This is a genomic window from Flammeovirga pectinis (assembly GCF_003970675.1).
GTDB classification, from domain to species: Bacteria; Bacteroidota; Bacteroidia; order Cytophagales; family Flammeovirgaceae; genus Flammeovirga; species Flammeovirga pectinis.
In genome coordinates this window covers 377643-398020 of record NZ_CP034563.1, presented here as the reverse complement: position 1 = coordinate 398020, position 20378 = coordinate 377643, and the positions used below count along the sequence as shown (strand labels likewise).

The 20378-nt window shown below is 31.5% G+C and carries 12 protein-coding genes; 10 read left to right on the top strand and 2 right to left on the bottom strand.

Annotation, left to right across the window (positions count from 1 at the left end; all coding sequences use genetic code 11):
* Positions 1–6 precede the first annotated feature (6 nt).
* The 4 genes from EI427_RS21955 (at position 7) to EI427_RS21945 (ending at position 2736) form a co-directional block, all read left to right on the top strand.
* Positions 7–957 (top strand): 2-dehydro-3-deoxygalactonokinase, encoded by a 951-nt coding sequence (locus EI427_RS21955; RefSeq protein WP_126619064.1) that lies wholly within the window; start codon positions 7–9, stop codon positions 955–957.
* A complete protein-coding gene (locus EI427_RS21950; protein ID WP_126619062.1) occupies positions 947–1603 on the top strand; it encodes a bifunctional 4-hydroxy-2-oxoglutarate aldolase/2-dehydro-3-deoxy-phosphogluconate aldolase in 657 nt (218 codons plus the stop codon). The genes EI427_RS21955 and EI427_RS21950 overlap by 11 nt, the downstream gene beginning before the upstream one ends.
* Positions 1604–2009: 406 nt before the next feature.
* A complete protein-coding gene (locus tag EI427_RS25985) occupies positions 2010–2183 on the top strand; it encodes a hypothetical protein (protein ID WP_155523311.1) in 174 nt (57 codons plus the stop codon).
* A 49-nt stretch (positions 2184–2232) separates the two neighbouring features.
* Positions 2233–2736, top strand: coding sequence for a hypothetical protein (locus EI427_RS21945; RefSeq protein ID WP_126619060.1), 504 nt, complete (start codon positions 2233–2235; stop codon positions 2734–2736).
* Between the two features lie 522 nt (positions 2737–3258).
* Here the strand turns inward: EI427_RS21945 and EI427_RS21940 are convergent.
* Complete coding sequence (locus tag EI427_RS21940; protein WP_126619058.1) at positions 3259–3828, bottom strand: hypothetical protein; 570 nt, start codon at positions 3826–3828, stop codon at positions 3259–3261.
* Between the two features lie 189 nt (positions 3829–4017).
* Positions 4018–4887: an AraC family transcriptional regulator gene (locus tag EI427_RS21935; protein ID WP_126619056.1), complete on the bottom strand. Its 870-nt coding sequence runs from the start codon at positions 4885–4887 to the stop codon at positions 4018–4020.
* Positions 4888–5239: 352 nt separating this feature from the next.
* Between EI427_RS21935 and EI427_RS21930 the strand changes: the two genes are divergently transcribed.
* The 6 genes from EI427_RS21930 (at position 5240) to EI427_RS21905 (ending at position 20314) form a co-directional block, all read left to right on the top strand.
* Complete coding sequence (locus EI427_RS21930) at positions 5240–8413, top strand: SusC/RagA family TonB-linked outer membrane protein (RefSeq protein ID WP_126619054.1); 3174 nt, start codon at positions 5240–5242, stop codon at positions 8411–8413.
* An 18-nt stretch (positions 8414–8431) separates the two neighbouring features.
* Positions 8432–10093, top strand: a complete 1662-nt coding sequence (locus tag EI427_RS21925; protein WP_126619052.1) for a RagB/SusD family nutrient uptake outer membrane protein — start codon at positions 8432–8434, stop codon at positions 10091–10093.
* Between the two features lie 71 nt (positions 10094–10164).
* On the top strand, positions 10165–12138 hold the full coding sequence (locus tag EI427_RS21920) for a hypothetical protein (RefSeq protein ID WP_126619050.1): 1974 nt from the start codon (positions 10165–10167) through the stop codon (positions 12136–12138).
* Between the two features lie 208 nt (positions 12139–12346).
* Positions 12347–15259, top strand: coding sequence for a right-handed parallel beta-helix repeat-containing protein (locus EI427_RS21915; protein WP_126619047.1), 2913 nt, complete (start codon positions 12347–12349; stop codon positions 15257–15259).
* A 222-nt stretch (positions 15260–15481) separates the two neighbouring features.
* Positions 15482–15964, top strand: coding sequence for a hypothetical protein (locus tag EI427_RS21910; protein WP_170178573.1), 483 nt, complete (start codon positions 15482–15484; stop codon positions 15962–15964).
* A 285-nt stretch (positions 15965–16249) separates the two neighbouring features.
* On the top strand, positions 16250–20314 hold the full coding sequence (locus EI427_RS21905; protein ID WP_126619043.1) for a two-component regulator propeller domain-containing protein: 4065 nt from the start codon (positions 16250–16252) through the stop codon (positions 20312–20314).
* The last annotated feature ends 64 nt before the right edge of the window (positions 20315–20378 follow it).

Sequence of the window (20378 nt, the reverse complement as noted above, 5' to 3'; positions counted from 1 at the left end):
TTAAAGATGAGCTTACCAGAAAAGTTTATCAGTTGTGATTGGGGTACTTCTAATTTTCGTCTTCGTTTAATCAAGACAGACACATTAGAAGTACTCGATGAGCACAAAACTGATAAGGGAGTGAAAAAGCTTTACAGTGAATTTCAATCTCAAAAAAGGCTAAATCAAGATAGATTTTTTTCTGATTATCTAACAGAACAACTAAAAGAAGTAACTTCTCTGGAAGGGGAAAATGTAGTTGTAGCTTCAGGAATGGCGTCTTCATCAATTGGTATGAGAGAGTTAGGATATTCTGCAATGCCTTTTGATGCCTACGGAAAAAACCTCTTTAGCAGATCAATTTCACTTAGTAAAAAACTGCAGATATTATTAGTATCAGGAGCAAAAACTAAAGAAGATGTAATGCGTGGAGAAGAAATTCAGGCAGTTGGTTTATCAGAATTTCTACCGATAGAAAAGACGGGTGTGTTACTTCTTCCAGGAACACATAGCAAACACCTACATTACGAAAAAGCATCTTATGATGACTTTAAAACATTTATGACAGGCGAATTATTTGAGATCATTTCTTCTCAAAGTATTTTAAAATCTTCGTTGGAAAAAACAGACTACTCTAAAAAGTTTGAGAAATCTTTTATTGAAGGGGTGAAGAAAGGAGCGGAAGGATTTACGGCCTCTTTGTTCTCTATTAGGGCAAAAGATTTAATGAAGAATGCAACAAAACAAGAAAACTACTTTTTCTTAAGTGGACTATTGATTGGAGACGAATTGGCCTACCTCAATAATGATGATTCTACTATTAGTGTAGCTGCAAACGGTACACTTGGCGACTTATATAAATTAGCTTTAGAAGAAATTTTAGACGATAATAGTCGTTTAAACTTCATAGAAGAAGAAGTACTCGAAAAAGCATTGCTGATAGGTCAGCGTAAAATTTTAGAATCATATGAAAAATAATTCATTTTCTTGGGATGCATTTAACGATGCACCCGTAGTTGGTATTATGCGTGGAGTTACAATAGATACTATCCACCGTATTATTCCTATATATATTAAAGCAGGTTTTTCTACAGTAGAAATTACAATGAATACTGAAGGAGCAACTGACTTAATTGCAGAAATGCGAAGTGTTTATCCTCAAATTAATGTAGGTGCAGGTACTGTTTGTTCTTTAGAAGACCTTCAGAAAGCAGCAGATGCCGGAGCACAATTTATTGTTACACCTATTATAAATGAAGAAATTTTTGCTCCTTGTAAAGCATTAGGTTTACCAATTTTTCCGGGTGCGTTAACACCTACAGAAATTTACAAAGCATGGACTTTAGGAGCAGATGCAGTAAAAGTATTCCCTTGTTCACAGTTTGGAGTTGGTTACATTAAAGATGTATTGGCACCTTTAAATACAATTAAACTTTTACCAACAGGTGGAGTAGATAAGAAAAACATTGGCGAATTCTTTAAAGTTGGTGCCGTAGGTGTTGGCATGGGTGGATCATTGTTCGATAAAGCACTTATACAACCTGGTAAAGAACTAGAATTAGAAGCACATTTTGCTCATATTAAAGCAGAAATTAAAGGTGTTCAGGAGCCTACTTTAGCATAAGAAAATTCTGATATAAGCGATACTCAAAAGGCTAGTAGACACCTGTTTACTAGTCTTTTTGTATTGTTGTATTTTATATATTACGTAGTAAATTAGATATGATTTCACCTTTAAATTGACCTTTCTAAATTATATTGTAGGGGTCAATTTTATCTTTTAATATGAGAATTGGAAGAAAGTATTTATACTGAAACTTTAGATTGATCACGTTTTAGCTTCGTTTATATATTAAATAATGTGATAATTAAAGAGGTAAATATCCACAATTTCAATACAAGTATCTGATTTGAAAACGAAGTTTATTTTTTTAATGAGGTATTTTTGATTGAAATCTATAAAAAGTATAATTTTTAATGCATTCATAATCTCCGCTATTATATTTGTATAGAAAATAATAAAAGATTGAATGAAAGATTTATATTATGGAATTGCATATACTGTAATTCTAATTGCATTGCCAGTTTTGGCATATAACTTTAATGGAAATAGTATTTTAGACGGTATTTTTTCTGTTTTGTTTTTAGGATGGCTAGCATTTATGTTTATCCGTCTAGCAAATTGGCTGAAAAACTTAAGCTAATTTATATACTATTTTAGATCAAGAATTAAACCTATACAACATCAAAATTATGCAAGAACTTCCTTTTAAAGAGATACCTCCAATACCTGATAAAATTAACGGGACTAACATTATTTCAAGAATGATTGATGGGCTCGGGTTTAGGTATTATTGGGCTACAAATGGCCTCACATCTTCAAATTTAAAATTCTGTCCTGTAGAAGGAAGTAGAGATATGATTGGCTTAATTGGTCATATTTATGACCTTGCTTACGGTACTAATAAAGTTTTAGGAGGAAATTTTAAGAAAAAAGAATTATCAGAATTTAAAGATTTAAGAGCAGAAACATTAGCACTGTATTGGGATACAAGCACGCGTCTTAAAGGAATGGATCCGGACGATTTAGAGAACTATAATTACATGGGTTCAGCACAGAATTATCCCTTTTGGTACCTTTTAAATGGGCAAATTGCCGATGCATTAACACATGTAGGTCAGATACTTAGTTGGAGACGTATAGATGGTAACCCTCAAGAAAAAGGAGTAAATGTCTTTTTAGGAAAGAAAATATAATTATTTTTATAGAATACTGTGTTTGTGTAACAATAAGTTAAACTGTAACATTTTTTAATGCAAATAATTCTTATTATGTTTGTTATGTAAGCAATTAGTTTTGCATACAACTTTAATATACTAGCTTGAAAAATTTGACATAACTTTTTGAATTCCAATTCTCATTTCATTCTCTATGTGGTTGGACTTTAAAATAACAAACAAATCCTATGAAAAGAAAATTTCAATTTTTTTCCTCCGTTTTTCTCGGAGTTTTGACTGTAGTTTTTACCCTTCTGTTACTACTTTTGGTTGTTAATATCGATAGTATGTATAGCGAAGTTCAAAGTGATTTTTTATCAATCTTATTTTTGGTTATCACTTTTGTTTGTATTCTGTTCTCAGGCCATCTTTCTAAAGAGATGTATAACAGATTCAAAAGTTGGAAATTACATTAAGCAAACACACACATTTATTATAGAAAAAGGTGATTATGGAGCAACAGTAGCATTCATAATCACCTTTTTTAGTAGTAAACTGTTTTTATATTTTTGCGTAACCGACATTCTCTTCATTAGAAATTTCTTTTTTGCCTTTGAATGATTTTTTATACGCTTTATATTCCTTTTTAAATGTTCTCCATTCTTTTCCATTCATAACGTAGGCTTTATCTACAGTCTTGTCTCTAGTGATTGCCTGAATGGTAGGTAGAGGAGCCACAATTAAGAAGTAAGGATTAAGTAACACAAGTGTCCAACCAGATACGGCAAACATTGTAGACATTCTTGCATTTCTATATTTTTTAGTATGCTCATAATAAAGAGCATCTTCTGGAACAGCACTAACTTGAATGCTATCTCCATATATTTTTGCCACACGCTGAGCAGAATATAAAGTTTGCACCTTAACACTGTCAAAACTAGCTACTTTTTCTTTTTTTAATTTTGTAACAGGAACAACAATAGAATCACCTTCTGTATAGAAAGTAACATTATCAAGCTGGTTTGGAGTTTTTATTGAAGAGGCTACTGCCTGAACTACTAAAACTAGCTGAGCATTTGCATTTAGAATACAAAAGGTAAATAGTGATAGAACGAGTATTATCTTTTTCATAGAGTTTTAAAGTATATTCAATTACTAATATCATCTTGAAAAAAATATCACCAATTAAAAATTAATTATTTGCTATAATGTACTTTTCAAATCACAAATATACATTAGGAGTAGATCAATAATAGTTATGAAATGTTTTATCTACTGCTCAAATATTTAATTTACCTTAAACGTTACTATCTCTATTTCTTAATTTCTGTTTAAATGAATTTTCTGGTAGTCTCTAGGACTTACATTCTTAATCTTTTTAAACTGTCTATTAAAGTTAGTTTGGGAATTAAACCCACAACTATAAGTAATCTGACTAATTGATAATTCATTAGTAATTAGTAGTTTACAAGCATGCCCAACTCTTACCTCATTTAGAAATTGTGAGAAGGGTTTATGTGTTCTTTTCTTAAAGAATCTACAAAAAGGAGAAATACCTAAGAAAGATAGTTCTGCCACTTCTGAAAGTTGGATATCTCTATGGAAATTTTCTAATACAAATTGGTAGACTTTATCTAATCGCTTAGAATCCTTATCATTAATGTCTTCACTAAATCCGCTACTAACAAAAATATTGATATCTTCTTCTATTGATAATTTGTGTAGAATTTGTAGTACAGTTTGCATACTTTCAAACCCCTGAGATGTTTGTAAATCTACAAGGTGCTTAAAGATTTCTTTCTTTACTTTTTCATTTCTAAATTCAATACCATTTTTTGCTCTGCTTAAAAGTTTGCGTAAAGAAACAGACTCATGCATTTGTAAAAAAGTATCTCCAAGAAACTTAGGGTCAAATTGAAGAATCAAAGAATCAGTAGCTAAACCTAAGTTGTTGTAGTATTCTGGAGAGTTTTTCCAAAGATGAGGTAAATTTGAGCCTACTAAAACCAATTCTCCCTCATTGAACTCAGCCACATGATCACCAATAAAGCGTAATCCGTTTCCTTTATTGACGTAAATAAGCTCTAATTCTTTATGAAAGTGCCATTGTTCGTCTAAACATGGCTTTTGATTTCTGTATATCGCAAAACTCTTGTTTGTAGGTGCTAATTTCTTTTCAAGTAATCTCATTTCATCATTTTTTGTGTCGTTGTAATGTAAATATTGTACTTATTTTGTTACTTGTCAACAGAATTGCAACAAACTATGTCAAATAAGTACTACTTTCAGTAGAAATGTGTCTTATATACACTAATAAAAAGTGAGATATTTGAATTGTTAATTAATTTAAAATATTGAAGCTTTTTAATTAAATAGTTTTGAAAATTTAGAATTAACACTTAAGGCTCTTAGAAAAGGATTGATGTGATCCTTAATTGAAATGAATTAAACAGGCACTCTACTACTATTACTATTTAAACTATTCATCTGACAAAGAATAAACATAATATAATAGTGGAAGGGAATTAATGAAATTCTCAAAATGAAGAAAAAATTATTATTTTTTGTAGCCCTACTTTTTTGTTCGCTACAATTACTAGCACAAGACGTATTCCAACTTAATGGTCTTATCAAAGATGATACAGGCCAGGCTTTACCTGGAGTAAGTGTAGTCATTAAAGGTACGAGCACTGGCTCAATTACTAACATTGATGGTCAATTTAAGATTGAAGCTAAAAAAGGAGATGTTCTCCACATTAGTTTTATTGGAATGTTACCTCAAGACATTACAGTGGGTTCACAAACTAGCATTTTAGTAAAAATGAAAGAAAATGTGGAACAACTGGATGAAGTTGTTGTTACTGGATATGGAGAAATGAGAAAGCGTGACTTAACAGGTGCACTTACTCAAATTGAAGAATCTACTGATGTAAAAGCACAGTATAACACTGTGGATGGGCTACTTCAAGGACGTTCATCTGGTATTCAAGTTATTGGAAATGATGGTAGTGCAGGTGGTGCAACCTCTGTAAAAATACGTGGTACTAACTCTTTAAGAGGAAATAACGAACCTTTGTACGTTGTTGATGGTATAATAATTTCTACTGCTGGTGAAGGGATGAGTAGTCCTTTTGAAGGCGGAGGCGGATATGCAATGGGTGCTCAAAATGGTCTAGCTGGTATTAACCCAAGAGATATTGAGTCTATGGAAGTCTTAAAAGATGCTTCTGCTACAGCAATCTACGGTTCTCGTGGTGCAAATGGTGTAGTTTTAATTACAACCAAGAAAGGAGAAAAAGGAAATGAGAAAGTTACGGTATATGCAAATACATCAATTTCTAATTTTCAAAATGAAATCCCTGTTTTAAATGGTCATGAATATGCATCATTTATTAACGAAGTGAAATTCAACCAAGGCTTACGACCAGTTTATAACATTGACCCTAACACTAAAGAAGTGACCGATTTTACTACCGGTGATAAGTTTGAGTCAATTAATTGGCAAGAAGAAATATATAAGCAAGCTGTAAGTTATAATGCAGGAGCAACTTTAAGTGGAGGGTCTAAAAAATCTAACTACTATATTGCTGCAAACTATAGAGATAACCAAGGTTTACAATCAGTTGCTAAATCTACAGGAGGTGATTTCAGAATTAATTATAATAGAAATGTAACTGATAAGTTTAACTTCAATATTAAATCAAACTTATTTTACAATAATGGATCTCAATCTCAGTCAGGATTAGCTGCAGGCGGTAATGCTTCGATTGTTACGCAAGCAATTTTTTCAAAACCTTTAGTGGGAGGTCAATTTAGTGATGAAACGACTGACAATGCAGATACGAACAATACTCCATTAAAACGTATGTTAGGAAACGATGATTTGACGGAAGAATTAAGATCTCAATTATCGTTAAACATGAAGTACAAGTTCAATAAGTATTTAAGTTATACTTTTAGAGCTGGTGCTGATATTAGAATGAAAAATAGAGAAGTTTGGTACGGAACAGGAACTTCAAGAGGTGACCGTTCTAATGGAACATACAATCAATCTGAGCAAAGCAGAAGATCGTTTACTATGGATAACCTTTTGATGTATAACAGAACATTTAAAAAGAAACATAGAATTAATACAACTGTAGGTGTTACTTATGATGGTGTGAATCAAACTGATCAAGTATATGGAGTGGCAGATTTTGCAAATCAATCGTATAGAACTGAATTCCCTCAGTTGGGTAAAACAGTAATAATGCCTTATTCTAAAAATATTACGGAGTATACTGTATTATCTGGTTTGGCAAGAGCTAACTATACTTTTAAGAACAGATATATCATTACTGCATCAATTAGAGCAGATGGTTCTTCTAAATTTAGAGAAGATAACCAATGGGGGTACTTTCCATCCTTATCAACTGCATGGTATGTTTCTGACGAACCTTGGATGAAAGGATTAAATACAGTATCTAATTTAAAATTACGTGCAGGATGGGGGGAAACAGGTAACCAATCTGTACAGCCATATAGATCTTGGCAAAACTACACTACTGGCAGATATGTTGATGCTGGTGGAAATACAGTAATGACTGCTAACCCAATGAACTTTGAAAACCCTAACTTAACTTGGGAATCGACGGCTCAAACAAACGTTGGTATTGATTTAGGCTTCTTCGACGATAAAGTGACATTGGTGACTGATTTTTATTACAAGCAAACGGATGATTTATTACAGCAAGTTCAAATTCCAAACTCAACTGGCTTTGGATCTTACTTAACAAATAGAGGTTCTTTGGAAAGTAAGGGTATGGAATATGCGTTAAACGTTGTTGCTTATGATAAGAACGATTTAAAGATTCAGGTAGGTGGTAACATCTCATTTAACAGAACAATTATTACAGATTTAGGAGTGCCAAATTCTACTTTCTATCAAGATGGTAAAGAGGTGACAAAAGAGATGATCCAAGGGGGTAATATCTCAACAGGATTTACTTTAAAATCACCTGCTAACTTATTTATTGTAGGCGAGCAATTAGGCTTATTCTATGGTTATAAGTCAGATGGAATTTATTCTTCAGCACAAGAGGCACAAGACAGCCCGTTAGTAAATGGTAAATCTTCTGTAGCTGGAGATATCAGATATGTTGACCTTAACGGTGATGGTGTAATTAATGCAGATGATAGAACAACAATGGGTAATCCAAACCCAATGTTTAACTATGGTATGAACATCAATGCTTCATATAAAGGAATATCATTATCAGTATTATTTACAGGTGTGTATGGTAATCAAATCATGAATTCTGGTTTAGCATTCTATGGTTATCCAGATCCAATGTGGGGTAATAATAGTGTACGTCATGATACATATACAAACAATTGGTCAGAGAGTAATCCAAACGGTACTAACCCTAGAGTGGGATATGGATATACTGAAGGGTACAATAACATAATCTCAGATAGGTTATTAGAAGATGGAAGTTATTTAAGATTATCTACTGTAACGTTAGCTTATGATGTACCAACAAATAAACTTGGTATGAGTAAAATTAAAGGTCTTAATGTATATGTTACAGGAAGAAACTTATTTACAATCACAAACTACACTGGTTACGATCCAGAAATAACTTCTTACCTATACGATGGTACAATCTTAGGTGTTGACTGGCAGACAATGCCTAACCCAAGAACATTCATCTTTGGTTTTAACTTATCGTTCTAATTGATAAACACAACTGACATGAAAAAGAATAATATCTTAAAATATATACTATTACCTCTCTTAATTTTATCATCGTGTACTATTAAGGAAGAGCCACCTTTTGCAGATAAAGAGTTAATCTATGCAGGAGATCAAGGACAAAAAGCAGTATTAGATGGTTTGTATGCTATGCTTATTGAGTTCCCTGGTTATAAGCAAGGATTTCATGAAACAAGACAAATACATTCAGGTATCTTAAATTCAAGACAAGCATCTTTACAAGCTACAGTTGGTTCTTTAAATATAGACCCAACTTGGAATCAAAATGATTTTTCTTGGGGTAATTATTATACATTGGTTTATAGAGCAAATCAATTATTAGTAGATATAGAAGTAAAAGAAACATCTACTGCGTATAATATAGATGTAGTTGGGAATGCATTATTCTTACGTGCTTTTTCTTATTTCCATTTGGTAAGAAGCTGGGGTGAAGTTCCATTAATTACTACACCAACTAATTTGGAGACTTTATATGTTGGTAAGTCTACAAAAGGTGAAATTTATACACAAATTATAGCTGATTTAACGTTAGCTGCAGAGTATTTATCTGAAGGTGGTTTAGCACCTGGATATCCTAAAAAATATGCTGCCGAAATGCTTTTAGGTAAAGTGTATATGTGGTTAGCTTCTGCAGAAGACAGTGGTGAAGAAGATGTATTAATCTCTGGTGTTCAATACGAAACAGATACAACTTCTGGTACTGAACTTACATATTGGCAAAGTGCTTTAGCACATGCATCTAAAGTAGAAGGTCAATATATGCTAACTTCTGATTACAGAACATTATTTGCTGGAGCAGATGGTAACCATACAGAAGAAAGTATTTTTGAAGTGAACTTTAATAGCGAAGTAGCTCAGGTTTCTTACACTGCATTATTTACACCAAACAACTGGACAAAAGGTTTAAATAATTATGGTAGAATAGTTGTTAACCCAGAGGTTTACGCTAGTCATCAAAACACACATGAAAATGACCCAAGATTTAAAGGAAATTTCTTAGGAGATTATAATGGGTATTCTAGAAATCAAAGTACAGGTGAAATTATTATTGCTCCTTGGGGCACTAATTTTAAAATAAATGATGCAGGTAGATTAAACCTTAAAACAAACCAAATGGGATTAGGCTATGCTGTATTAACAAAGCATATGATAAAAGATAGAGAACAGACTACTTTAGATTCACCTAAAGGGTTTATCATCTTTAGATATGCAGATTTATTATTAATGCTTGCTGAAATTGAAAATGAATTAGGAAATACTTCTAAAGCAGAAACGTATCTAGCAAAAATATTAGAAAGAGCTAGAACATCTACGTATTTAAATGTAAATGGTGATGTTCAATCTGGAAATGGTATTGATCCAATATTACAACCAGGTCAATCTCAAGATGAGATGAGAGAGACAATTTTTCAAGAAAGAATTTTTGAATTAGTTGGCGAAGGAGAAGATTGGTATGAAGTAAGAAGAAGAGGCTTTGCTTATTTTACTTCTCATGTGATAGAACCTCATAATAACTTTATCTACTTTAATGAAGCTATTGATGTTAAATTAAATACAACAAATAAAGGAATGTTATTTCCAATTCCTTTATCAGAGATTGCGAATAATCAAGCGTTATCAGAGCAAAACCCTGGTTACTAATAAAAACTACATTCACTCAGGTAAACTACTATTTACCTGAGTGATCATAAAAACATTAAGTATTTCAGATCATGAAAAATATTTATATATATAGTTTCTTAGCTTTCATCTTAGCTTTTACTAGCTGTACTAAAGAGCAAGAGATAATAGAAGGAGTTGAATCGGATATTGCTAATCCTCCTCAAGAAGTTTCTTATCAAGAATTAATTACAAGTTATTCTGATACAATTATAACAGAAAAACCATCTATATCTGGTGGTACAACAAATGTAGCTTACGGAATTGAATACCCAGTAAGAGTGTTTATTGGTGGTGAGGAAGTGGACTATGCTACAACTTCAATTGTAGATAGTGCAATGGTACAATTCTTATTTACTACCGATGCTAAAACTGGAGAAGTAATTATTAGAGATACACCAAACTTTAGTGTTACAGACTTACCATATGGTGATTACGTAGTTTCTGTATATACAGATTACAGAGGTGGTACAGTTGTACACGATTCTGCATCAACAATTCATCTTGTAAACTTAGGTTTAGAATTAGAACAGCCATCGTATACAAATGCAGTAAATACGTCTTTTACAGGTGTTTATGAGACTGTAAAAGCAATTGTTACAGACCTAGAAACTTCGGATTTAGAAATCTTATCTTATGCCTTAATTAATGATCCAGTAGAAGGTTTTTCTATAGATTCTTTAACAGGAGAACTTTCTAAAGAATCTGTATTAATTGCACCTGGTACTTATCAATTTGGTGTAAAAGTGAATACAACCTATGGAGATAAATATTTTGATAGTACTTTAATTACAACGGTAAATCCTTTGGATATTGCTATGACTTATACATCTAAAAATGTAGGGTTCTTAGAAACTGGTTCTATTGGTACTCCAAGTTTATCTGGTTCTGAGTTAGACGCTGCAGAAGCTTCATCATTCAGATATTCATTCACAGAAGAGTATGTAGGTTTTACAATAGACTCATTAACGGGTGAGATTTTTAGACCAAATTTAGTTGCAGCAGAAACTTCTTATTCTTTAGAAGTAGCTTTAGTTACAAATATTGGTGTAGTACCAAATACTACTTTAGAGATTACAATTGCAGAAAAGCCTGCTATGACTTTTGCAAAAGATGGTGTACCGACTACTTCTGTTGAAGTATCTCCTTGGACTGCTTTTACAGGTTTACAAGTTAATTTAGAGCAATTAGGCAATGAAGCTCAGACTTACTCTATCATATCAGATTTAGAAGGTCTAACAATTAATACAACAACTGGTGCTATTGCATTGGCTGCAGATCAAAATTATACTGACGGTGAGTATGCTGTTACTGTAGTAGCCAACTCTCCAGGTAACGACCCTCTTCCATATGCAGATGCTTATACTATTAAAGTAGTAACAAAAGAATTTGTAACAGAAACAATTACAGGTGGTTACCAAGAAATAGTTGATATTGATCCTCCATTTAATGGAATGGTAGGAAGAGTATTTGACGATATGCTAATACCAACATGGGCAGCACCAACAGTTATTGGAGCTCATGCAGATCATCCAACTTCTATCCCTTGGATTAAATCAGTACAAGGTGCAGGAGCTACATTCTCAACAGGAATTTATGGAGTTGTTTTAGAAGTGCCTTTAGCTGGAGCACATGGAGAAATTAAATCTTTAGAGGTAAAATACAAAGACGGTTTAAATAATTCACATGGATGGGGTGCTGGTTCTAAATTTAATAGATCATTTAGAGTTTCGGATGCTTATACTACTTCAAGTTTTGTGGCTAGTGAGTGGACTACTCTAGAAGAAGAAAATAATGGAACATGGACAACAGGATATGGTGCTACAAATATGTCATCTAATGAATATGTGTTACCAACAGAAGAACTAGACGAAATTTCTTACTCTAGAGAAATTACTGAAGGAGAAACAGGTTCATTATTCTTTGGTATTTTTGTAGAAGTTATTGAAACAACATGGGGAAATACTTTTGCAATTGTAGATTTAAAATATTCAACTATTGAGGTTTATGATGCTATTTTTGAATAGGATTTAGACATAAAAGTATTTATTATAGAAACAGATCATCGCAATTATTGTGGTGATCTGTTTTTTTTGTAATGTCAATTAAAGATTGAATAAGGTCTAACGAATACTGATAATAACTACCATTATTAACTAGTTTGCAAATATGTGATTAACCATATTCTGTACAGTTATTTTAAAAAAAACTACATAATACAACTACACTAACACTATGAAAAAAATAATTACAGTGGCTCTACTCTGGTTCTTGACTTTTTTACCGGGGTTTGCATCAAACTACTATGTAGATGCAATTAATGGAAATGATACGAATAATGGAACATCAGAAAGTTCTGCTTGGAAATCAATGAATAAAGTAAATACATTAACCTTAAATGGGGGGGATGCAGTTTATTTTAAAGCAGGTGTTGAAATTTACGGAACATTAAAGCCTAAAGGGTCTGGTACTTCAGAAAATCCAATCATTATTGGTAAATACGGTGGGGAGGCTCATGCAAAAATAAATGGAGAAGGATATACTTCCGTAATCACGTTATCTAATGTACAAGGATATATAGTAAAAGATTTAGAACTCGTAAATGATCAGGGTACTGCTTTAGAAGACAATGCTTTAACAGAAAGAGTAGGAGTAACACTAAGTAATAGTACCGATGGAATCAAATATTTTTTTAAGTTTTCAAATTTAAAAATGCATGATATCTATCCTAACAACCCAACAGATGACGAAGCAAACGACCCAGCTTATAAAGGTTACGGTTTTAAGATAACAACCTATGGAAATAAAGAAACTTATATCGATGGGGTAACTATAGAGAATTGCGAAATCTATGACATTGGTTACAGAGGTATAATTGGAGGTAGATGGAGTACCGTTGCTCCGGAGTATGCTATGAATAAAAATATTGTAATTAGAAATAACCATATTCATAATATTGGAGGGGCAGGGATTGTACCTATGCACATGGAAAACCTACTTGTTGAAGATAATATTGTTGATCATCCCGGAGATACTTCAGACCCGAGAATGATTGGTAGAGGAAGTGGAATTTGGCCACTAAGATGCAAAAATGTACTCATCCAACGTAATCAGTTTTTATCAGCAAGAGGCAAACAAGATTCTTGTGGAGCACATATAGATATTGGAAATGAAGATATCACTATTCAATATAACTACAGTTATGATAATGAAGGTGGCTTTGTAGAAGTTCTTGGAGGAAATAAAAATTCAATTTATCGTTATAACATCTCTGTAAATGATGGATGGAGAACAGGTAATCATTTAGGTGTTATCTTTTGGATTGGGGGCTATATGGGGAATAATTTAGACCCAGAAGGTTCTGTAAATACCCAAGTTTATAACAATACAATTTATGTAGGAGAAGGAATTACAACGTATGTTTTATTGCAATATGGCACAGAAAATATGTTTAAAAATAACATTGTACATATTCATAAAAATGCCAACTTGATTTATAGAAATTACAGTTACGAAAATAACTTTGAAAAGGTAGATGTAGATTTTGATCATAATATCTTTTATAAAGAAGATGCTAATGGTAACCCAACTACTGCACCTATAGATAAAGATGCTAAAAGTGTAATTGCTATGCCTTATGGTGATAACGATGCCTTTATAGATCCACTTATAAAAATACCAGGTAGTACTGCAGCAGATGATTATAAATTAGACTATTTCTCTCCTGCAAAATCAGCTGGAGAAATTATAAAAAATGCCGGGGTATATGATTATTGGCAATCACTTTTACCTAAAGATATTAACCCAACAATTGGTGGTCAAGAATTGGTTGAGGTAGAAAGAACAGAAAGTAAAACATATTATTTAGATGATAATAATGGAAATGATAATAATGATGGTTTATCAATTTCAACTCCTTTTAAATCAGTTGATAGAGTAAATGCACTCACACTTTTGGCAGGAGATTCTATTTTATTTAAAGGAGGAACTACTTTTGATGGTCAACTTATTATTTCTGCAAAAGGAACAGAAGAAAACCCAATCATTATTGATACCTACGGAACCGAAAGTGCAACATTAGAAGTAAGCAATTTTTTATCTGTATTAAAATTAGATGGAGCAACAAATATACAAGTAAGTAACTTGTCTTTTAAAAATAAGACATCTCCTGTAAGTGAACAATATGGTATAGAGATAATGAATTCTGATAATATTAAAATTTCTAGCTGTAGTTTACTTGCAATTGAAACTGTAGATGGTGCTATAGTAATTGATGGGGCAACAAACATTATTGTTGAGAAATCTGAAATTGTAGGTACTAAAGAAGGCTACGCTTTTTTACTTAAAAATGAGAATAGAAATATAACATTACAGTATAATTACCTTCTAGAAAATAAAAGTGGAGTGGTAAAAGCATCAGGTGTATTATCAGCGTTAAATTTCCGTTATAACCTGTCTATTAATAATGAAGGGTATTTTGTATGGATGGATGAACTTACTTCTGTAGAAAATATTTCTATGTACAATAACACAGTCTACACAAAAGAAAACATTACGTCACGTTTTCAAATAGGAGAAGGTGTACAAGTAATGTTTAAGAATAATATTATTCAAACTGAAGGAACATTCATTGCAAATAGCAAAGAAGAGCAAAATGACTTTAATCATAATAATTATTTTGGTGCTATAGTTGGTTTCCCAACAGGAGATAACGATTTAATTATCAATCCATTACTAATTAATCCAGGAAGTGTCTTTGATAACGATTATATACTTGCTGCAAATTCACCTCTAATTGGTAAGGGAATTGCTATAAATAATGCTGGAACCGAAGATTACTTTGGGAACATAATAACTATTACAGGGAATTGGAATATTGGCGCAAATCAAGTGGCGTCTGAAGAAGAAATCATTACAAATGTAGTGAGTGATCTAGACGACATAAACATTGTCGTATATCCAAATCCGACAACTAATTTCATTTATTTAAAAAATGTACCGAATGAAGAAGTAGTTCAATTAATTACTCTTCTTGGTAAGACATTACAGCGAGAAGTTAAACATCAATCCTTCTCATTAGAGGGTTTGGTTGATGGTGTTTATATTTTAAAAATCGGAAATCATGTAACCCGTATAATAAAGTATTAACTAACTTACTTTTAGCTAACCAATTTAATTAGCTTCCTCGTTATATGAGGGGGCTTTTTTTTGTTATAATAATGCTAAACAATTTGTTTACCTACAATTATCAAATGTCTAAAAACTAAACTAATCAACTTAAAAAATAATATGAAAAGTATCTTTTTCTTTCTTACTCTCTTTTTTACAGTCAATTTTGCACAAGCTCAAATGAATTTTTACGGGATTAAAATGAACCTCGAAAAAACAAAAAAAGCTGCCATAATTCAAGAATTTTACGGTAAGAAAATTGCATTTAATAAGCTTGTAACAAAAGACAAACAACTAGCGGGGATTTCTACAGCATCAGTTAATTTAAATGGTAACGATTACAATTGGTATTCAGAAGAAACAATATTAAGAGTGGTGACAGATTTAGAACGTGCCCTAAAAATTAAATTGAATAAATATGAGTTAACCAATACTAATGAAGATCCTACTATTTATAATGGGTTACCATTTATAACATATTCTGGTGTTCAGACGATAGGAGGTAGGTTATACCATTTTACTATCAATGTATTTAGATTCACAGATTATGTTGAGGGAGCTTCTTCCGAACGTTTATATTCTATGTCAGTCAGTTGTCAGGATGATTTGTTAATGAAAGAGTATTTTAATGATTATCCAAAGAAGAAAAAGAATTTCTTCACAGCACAAGGAAAAGCGAATTAATACTACCTAATATTGCAATTGTTATTAGAATTCCGGGAAGGAGTAAAGTACAAAATAAGGGGTATGTATAAACCTTATTTTTTGTGGAGTATTTCGTAGTTAATTACTATTTTTGACTACATAACTTTATTCATAATATATATTACAAAATTAAGCTTTATCTTACGACATGATCTTTTAAGAATTATCTATTATTCTGAAGGTTTTCTACACTACTTATTGGTACTATTTTACTTTATTTTAAAGTGAAATTTACACTATTTTTTGGCTATAATTTTTTAAGGTATGTATAGCAGGCTTACATTGTTTTTATTTAGTTTAATCTTTGTATTTCAACCATTATTTGGTCAAGAGATCTATTTCTCTTCCTTATCTATGCGTGATGGATTACCCTCTAATATTATTGCAGATATAACACAAGACAAGTATGGCTTTTTATGGGTTGCAACAAGAAATGGTTTAACGCGTTACGATGGAAATGAGTTTACATATTTTAGAAACGACTCTTCAGAATATAGTTTACCTAGTAACGAATTAACGTCTACTTTAGCAATTGATGAAACTATTTGGGTGGGTAGTTGGAATGGTTTAAGTTGTATAAATAATAAGACATTAAAGATTAGCCGAGTAGATTTACCCTTCAATAAAATTAGAACAATTTGCAAAGGAGAAGGAGATATTTTATGGGTTGGTTCTGCAAATGGATTGATCGAGTATAATACCAAAGATAAAACTTACAAAGTATTTGATTCTACAAAGAACTTATCACATAATATGGTAAGGAGTATACTTTTAGATAAAGAAGGTAACGTCTGGGTTGGTACATTTGATGGGATAAATCTTTTAGAAAAAGGAGCAGAAAATTTCAAATCCATCCCTTTACTTCAGAAGAAAAAATCTAACCTACTTGTTTTAGATATTAAAGAAGATAGAAGTAATACTAACTTATGGGTGGGTACTGAGAAGGGTTTATTTTCAATAGATAAAAAAGACAAAAAGGTAACTTCTTATTTATCTGAAAACAATAAATTTTCTAACGCGGTTATTAAAGAAATTTATCAAGATAGGTCTGGAAAATTATTTTTAGGAACTGATTTTGGGCTAAATATTTTTTCTCCTAAAGCGGCTACAAATGCAGTATATTTTCATAACCCAAGAAAATCATATTCCATTACCAATAATGCAATAAGACAAATTTTTGAAGATAGAAATGGTACACTTTGGTTCTCTACGTTAAATGGTATCAGTACATTAAATACCCAAAATACATCTTACACCGCTAACGAGTTATCATATCGTAGCAATGGAAAACGCACAGGCCACAAGGTAAAATCTATACTTGTAGATAGTAAAGGTAACATGTGGTTTGCCACTACACATGGAGTAATCCGTAAAGATGTACAAAAAAATAAAGAGGTAGTCTTTAGCCAAAATGGTATAAAAAGTAGAAGAATATTAATGGATAATGTTTCTACTTTAATGGAAGACAAATGGGGTAGAATTTGGATGGGAACTGCATCTGGAATTAGTATTTGGGATGAAAACAAAAATAAAATAACATCTATAAATGTTGATTCGAAGGTTGGCTTACAATCAAATTACATAGGTAATATTACACAACAGAAAGACGGAACTATTTGGGTAAGTGCATGGGAAGGAGGTATTTATAAGATAGAAGGTGATGTTGAAAATTTAAAAAACCTGTCGTTTAAAAAAATAAAAAACCACACTTCTGATTCTGAAAAATTTATTGCTTTTAATAACAATATCTGGCTTTTAGATAAAAATAAACTCTTTAGGGTAGATGATCTTACTTTAAAAGTGATAGAGATAGAAGAATACAATGCTAAATTTAAAAACAGTGAAGCATACTCTTTATATAACTCTGGTGATGGTAATTTATGGATAGGTACTTTAAATGGAATAATACAATATTCTATTGAGACAAAGCAAACCAAATTTTATGCTATTAATACAAGACGTGACGAAATTGTAAGAGCATGTATAAAAGACAAACAAGGAACAATTTGGGGTATAACTAATTTATCTATTGTCCGACTTAATGCTAAGGCAGGGAATGTAAATGTCTACCCTCTTAAATACACATTACCCATTAAAAACTTTCATTATGGTTGTGTAACCATAAAAGAAAACAATGAGATATTATTTGGAGGAGATAATGGTTACGTTTCTTTTTACCCAAAGGATATTAAGAACGAAACTAGTAAATCAGCCGTGCTTATTACAGGGTTAGAAATAAACAATAAGAAAATTGGTATTGATCAAGAAGTTGACGGTAGAGTATTATTAGAGAAGAGCATATCTTTTATCAATAAGTTAATTCTTAATTATGATGAAAGATCTTTTACAATTAATTTTTCTAGCTTAGATTTTTCACATTCCATCAAAAATATTTACGCCTACAAGCTAAAAGGTTTTGATGAAAATTGGCATCAAGTATCTGGTATTGATAATAAGGCAATTTACTCAAAAGTAAAGCCGGGAGAATATATCTTTAGTGTAAAATCTATAAATAATTTAGACGAAACGGTGGCAGAATCTAAACCACTTTCTATAACTATTAAACGTCCATTTTTCTTACAGAACATCTTCTTAGCGTTATATTTATTTTTAATATTAGGAATAGTATTTACCCTTTTTAGAATGTACACAAACAGGTTAAAACTAGAAAGCCAACTTCATATTACACAAATGGAAGTGCTGCATTCAGAAGAATTAGAAAAGACGAAAGAAGACTACTTCACTAATATATCGCACGAATTAAGAACACCAATTAGTTTAATTTTACCGCCACTTCACCAACTTCAAAAAAAGGCACAATTAGATGGTGATAGCTTAACGTTACTAAACCTTGCAGAGAAAAATGCGAAGAGATTAAAAAAACTCGTTAACCAGATCTTAGATTTTAATAAAATGCAGTATGAAAAACTTTCTTTAAAATTTAAGAAAGTAGATTTTATTGAATTTAGTGAAAATGTATTTCTATTGTTTACAGATAATGCTTCTCGTAAAGGGATTAATTATACATTTAATTCTGAAGTTGAGGAACAAATTTTATGGGTTGATGTAGAAAAGATGGAAACCATATTATTTAATCTTTTATCCAATGCTTTTAAATTTACAAAAGAAGGAGGAACAATTTCTTTTGTATTGACGAGAACTGAAATAGACAATCCTTATAAAGAAGGCGGTATAAATATTAAGATTTCAGATACTGGTATTGGTATTTCAGAAGAAGATCAGTTGCATATTTTTGATCGTTTTTATCAGGCAAAGAAACAAAACATAAAAGAGAATGGCTCTGGAATCGGTTTAACGTTAGTTGCAGAATTTGTAGAATTGCATTACGGACAAATTAGTATAGAAAGTAAAGTAAATTTAGGCACTTCTTTTACATTAGATTTGCCTTTAGGAACAGATCATTTACCTGTAGATCAGTTAGAGCAGGATGAAATAGAACTTACTTTATCTCCTGTAACACATCATTTAGATAATAAAATTACATCTTATAAATTAGATTTAAATTCTGATAAACCACTTTTACTTTTGGTAGATGACAATCAGGATATTATTGCTTTTATTAGAAATAGCCTAAAAGAAAAGTACAATTTAATAGTAGCAGAAAATGGACAGGAAGGAGTTGTTAAAGCCAATAGGTTTTTACCTCAACTAATAATTTCTGATATTATGATGCCAGTAATGGATGGATTATCTTTCACAGATAAGGTTAAAAAGAACCCTAAAACAAGTGCTATTCCTATAATTTTATTAACAGCAAAATCATTGCCTTCTCAAAAAGTAGATGGTTTAACAGCAGGGGCTGATATTTACCTTACTAAGCCAATAGAAATTGAATTATTAGAGGCTTACATCAAAAAATTATTGACCAGAAAAATAGAATTAGAAGAGCATTTTAAAGAAGAAATTTTTAATAAATCGGAAGAAATGAATCCTTTAAAAAATGAGGATACAATTTTTGTAAATAAAGTAATGCAAATTATAGAGGCCAATATTTCTAATACAGAACTTAGTGTAGAAATGATAAGTCAAGAACTATCTATAAGTACTACACATCTGTATCGAAAACTAAAAGCAACTACAAACCATACCGCAAAAGATGTAATTAAAAAACATCGTTTAAAGAAAGCTTCTCAGTTATTACAAAATAGAGAAGGGAATATAACAGAGATTGTAGACCAAGTTGGTTTCTCTAGCCTTTCTTATTTTTCGAGAGTATTTAAGGCCGAATTTAAAATTTCACCTAAAAAATACCAAGAGAAATTTAATAGCGATAATTTTGCTATAAATAACCAGGAAACGATTTCTTAATACTATTAGGGACTGTTTTTTTAAAAAAAATGGTTGATTTCTACAACAATTATTCATACTAAAA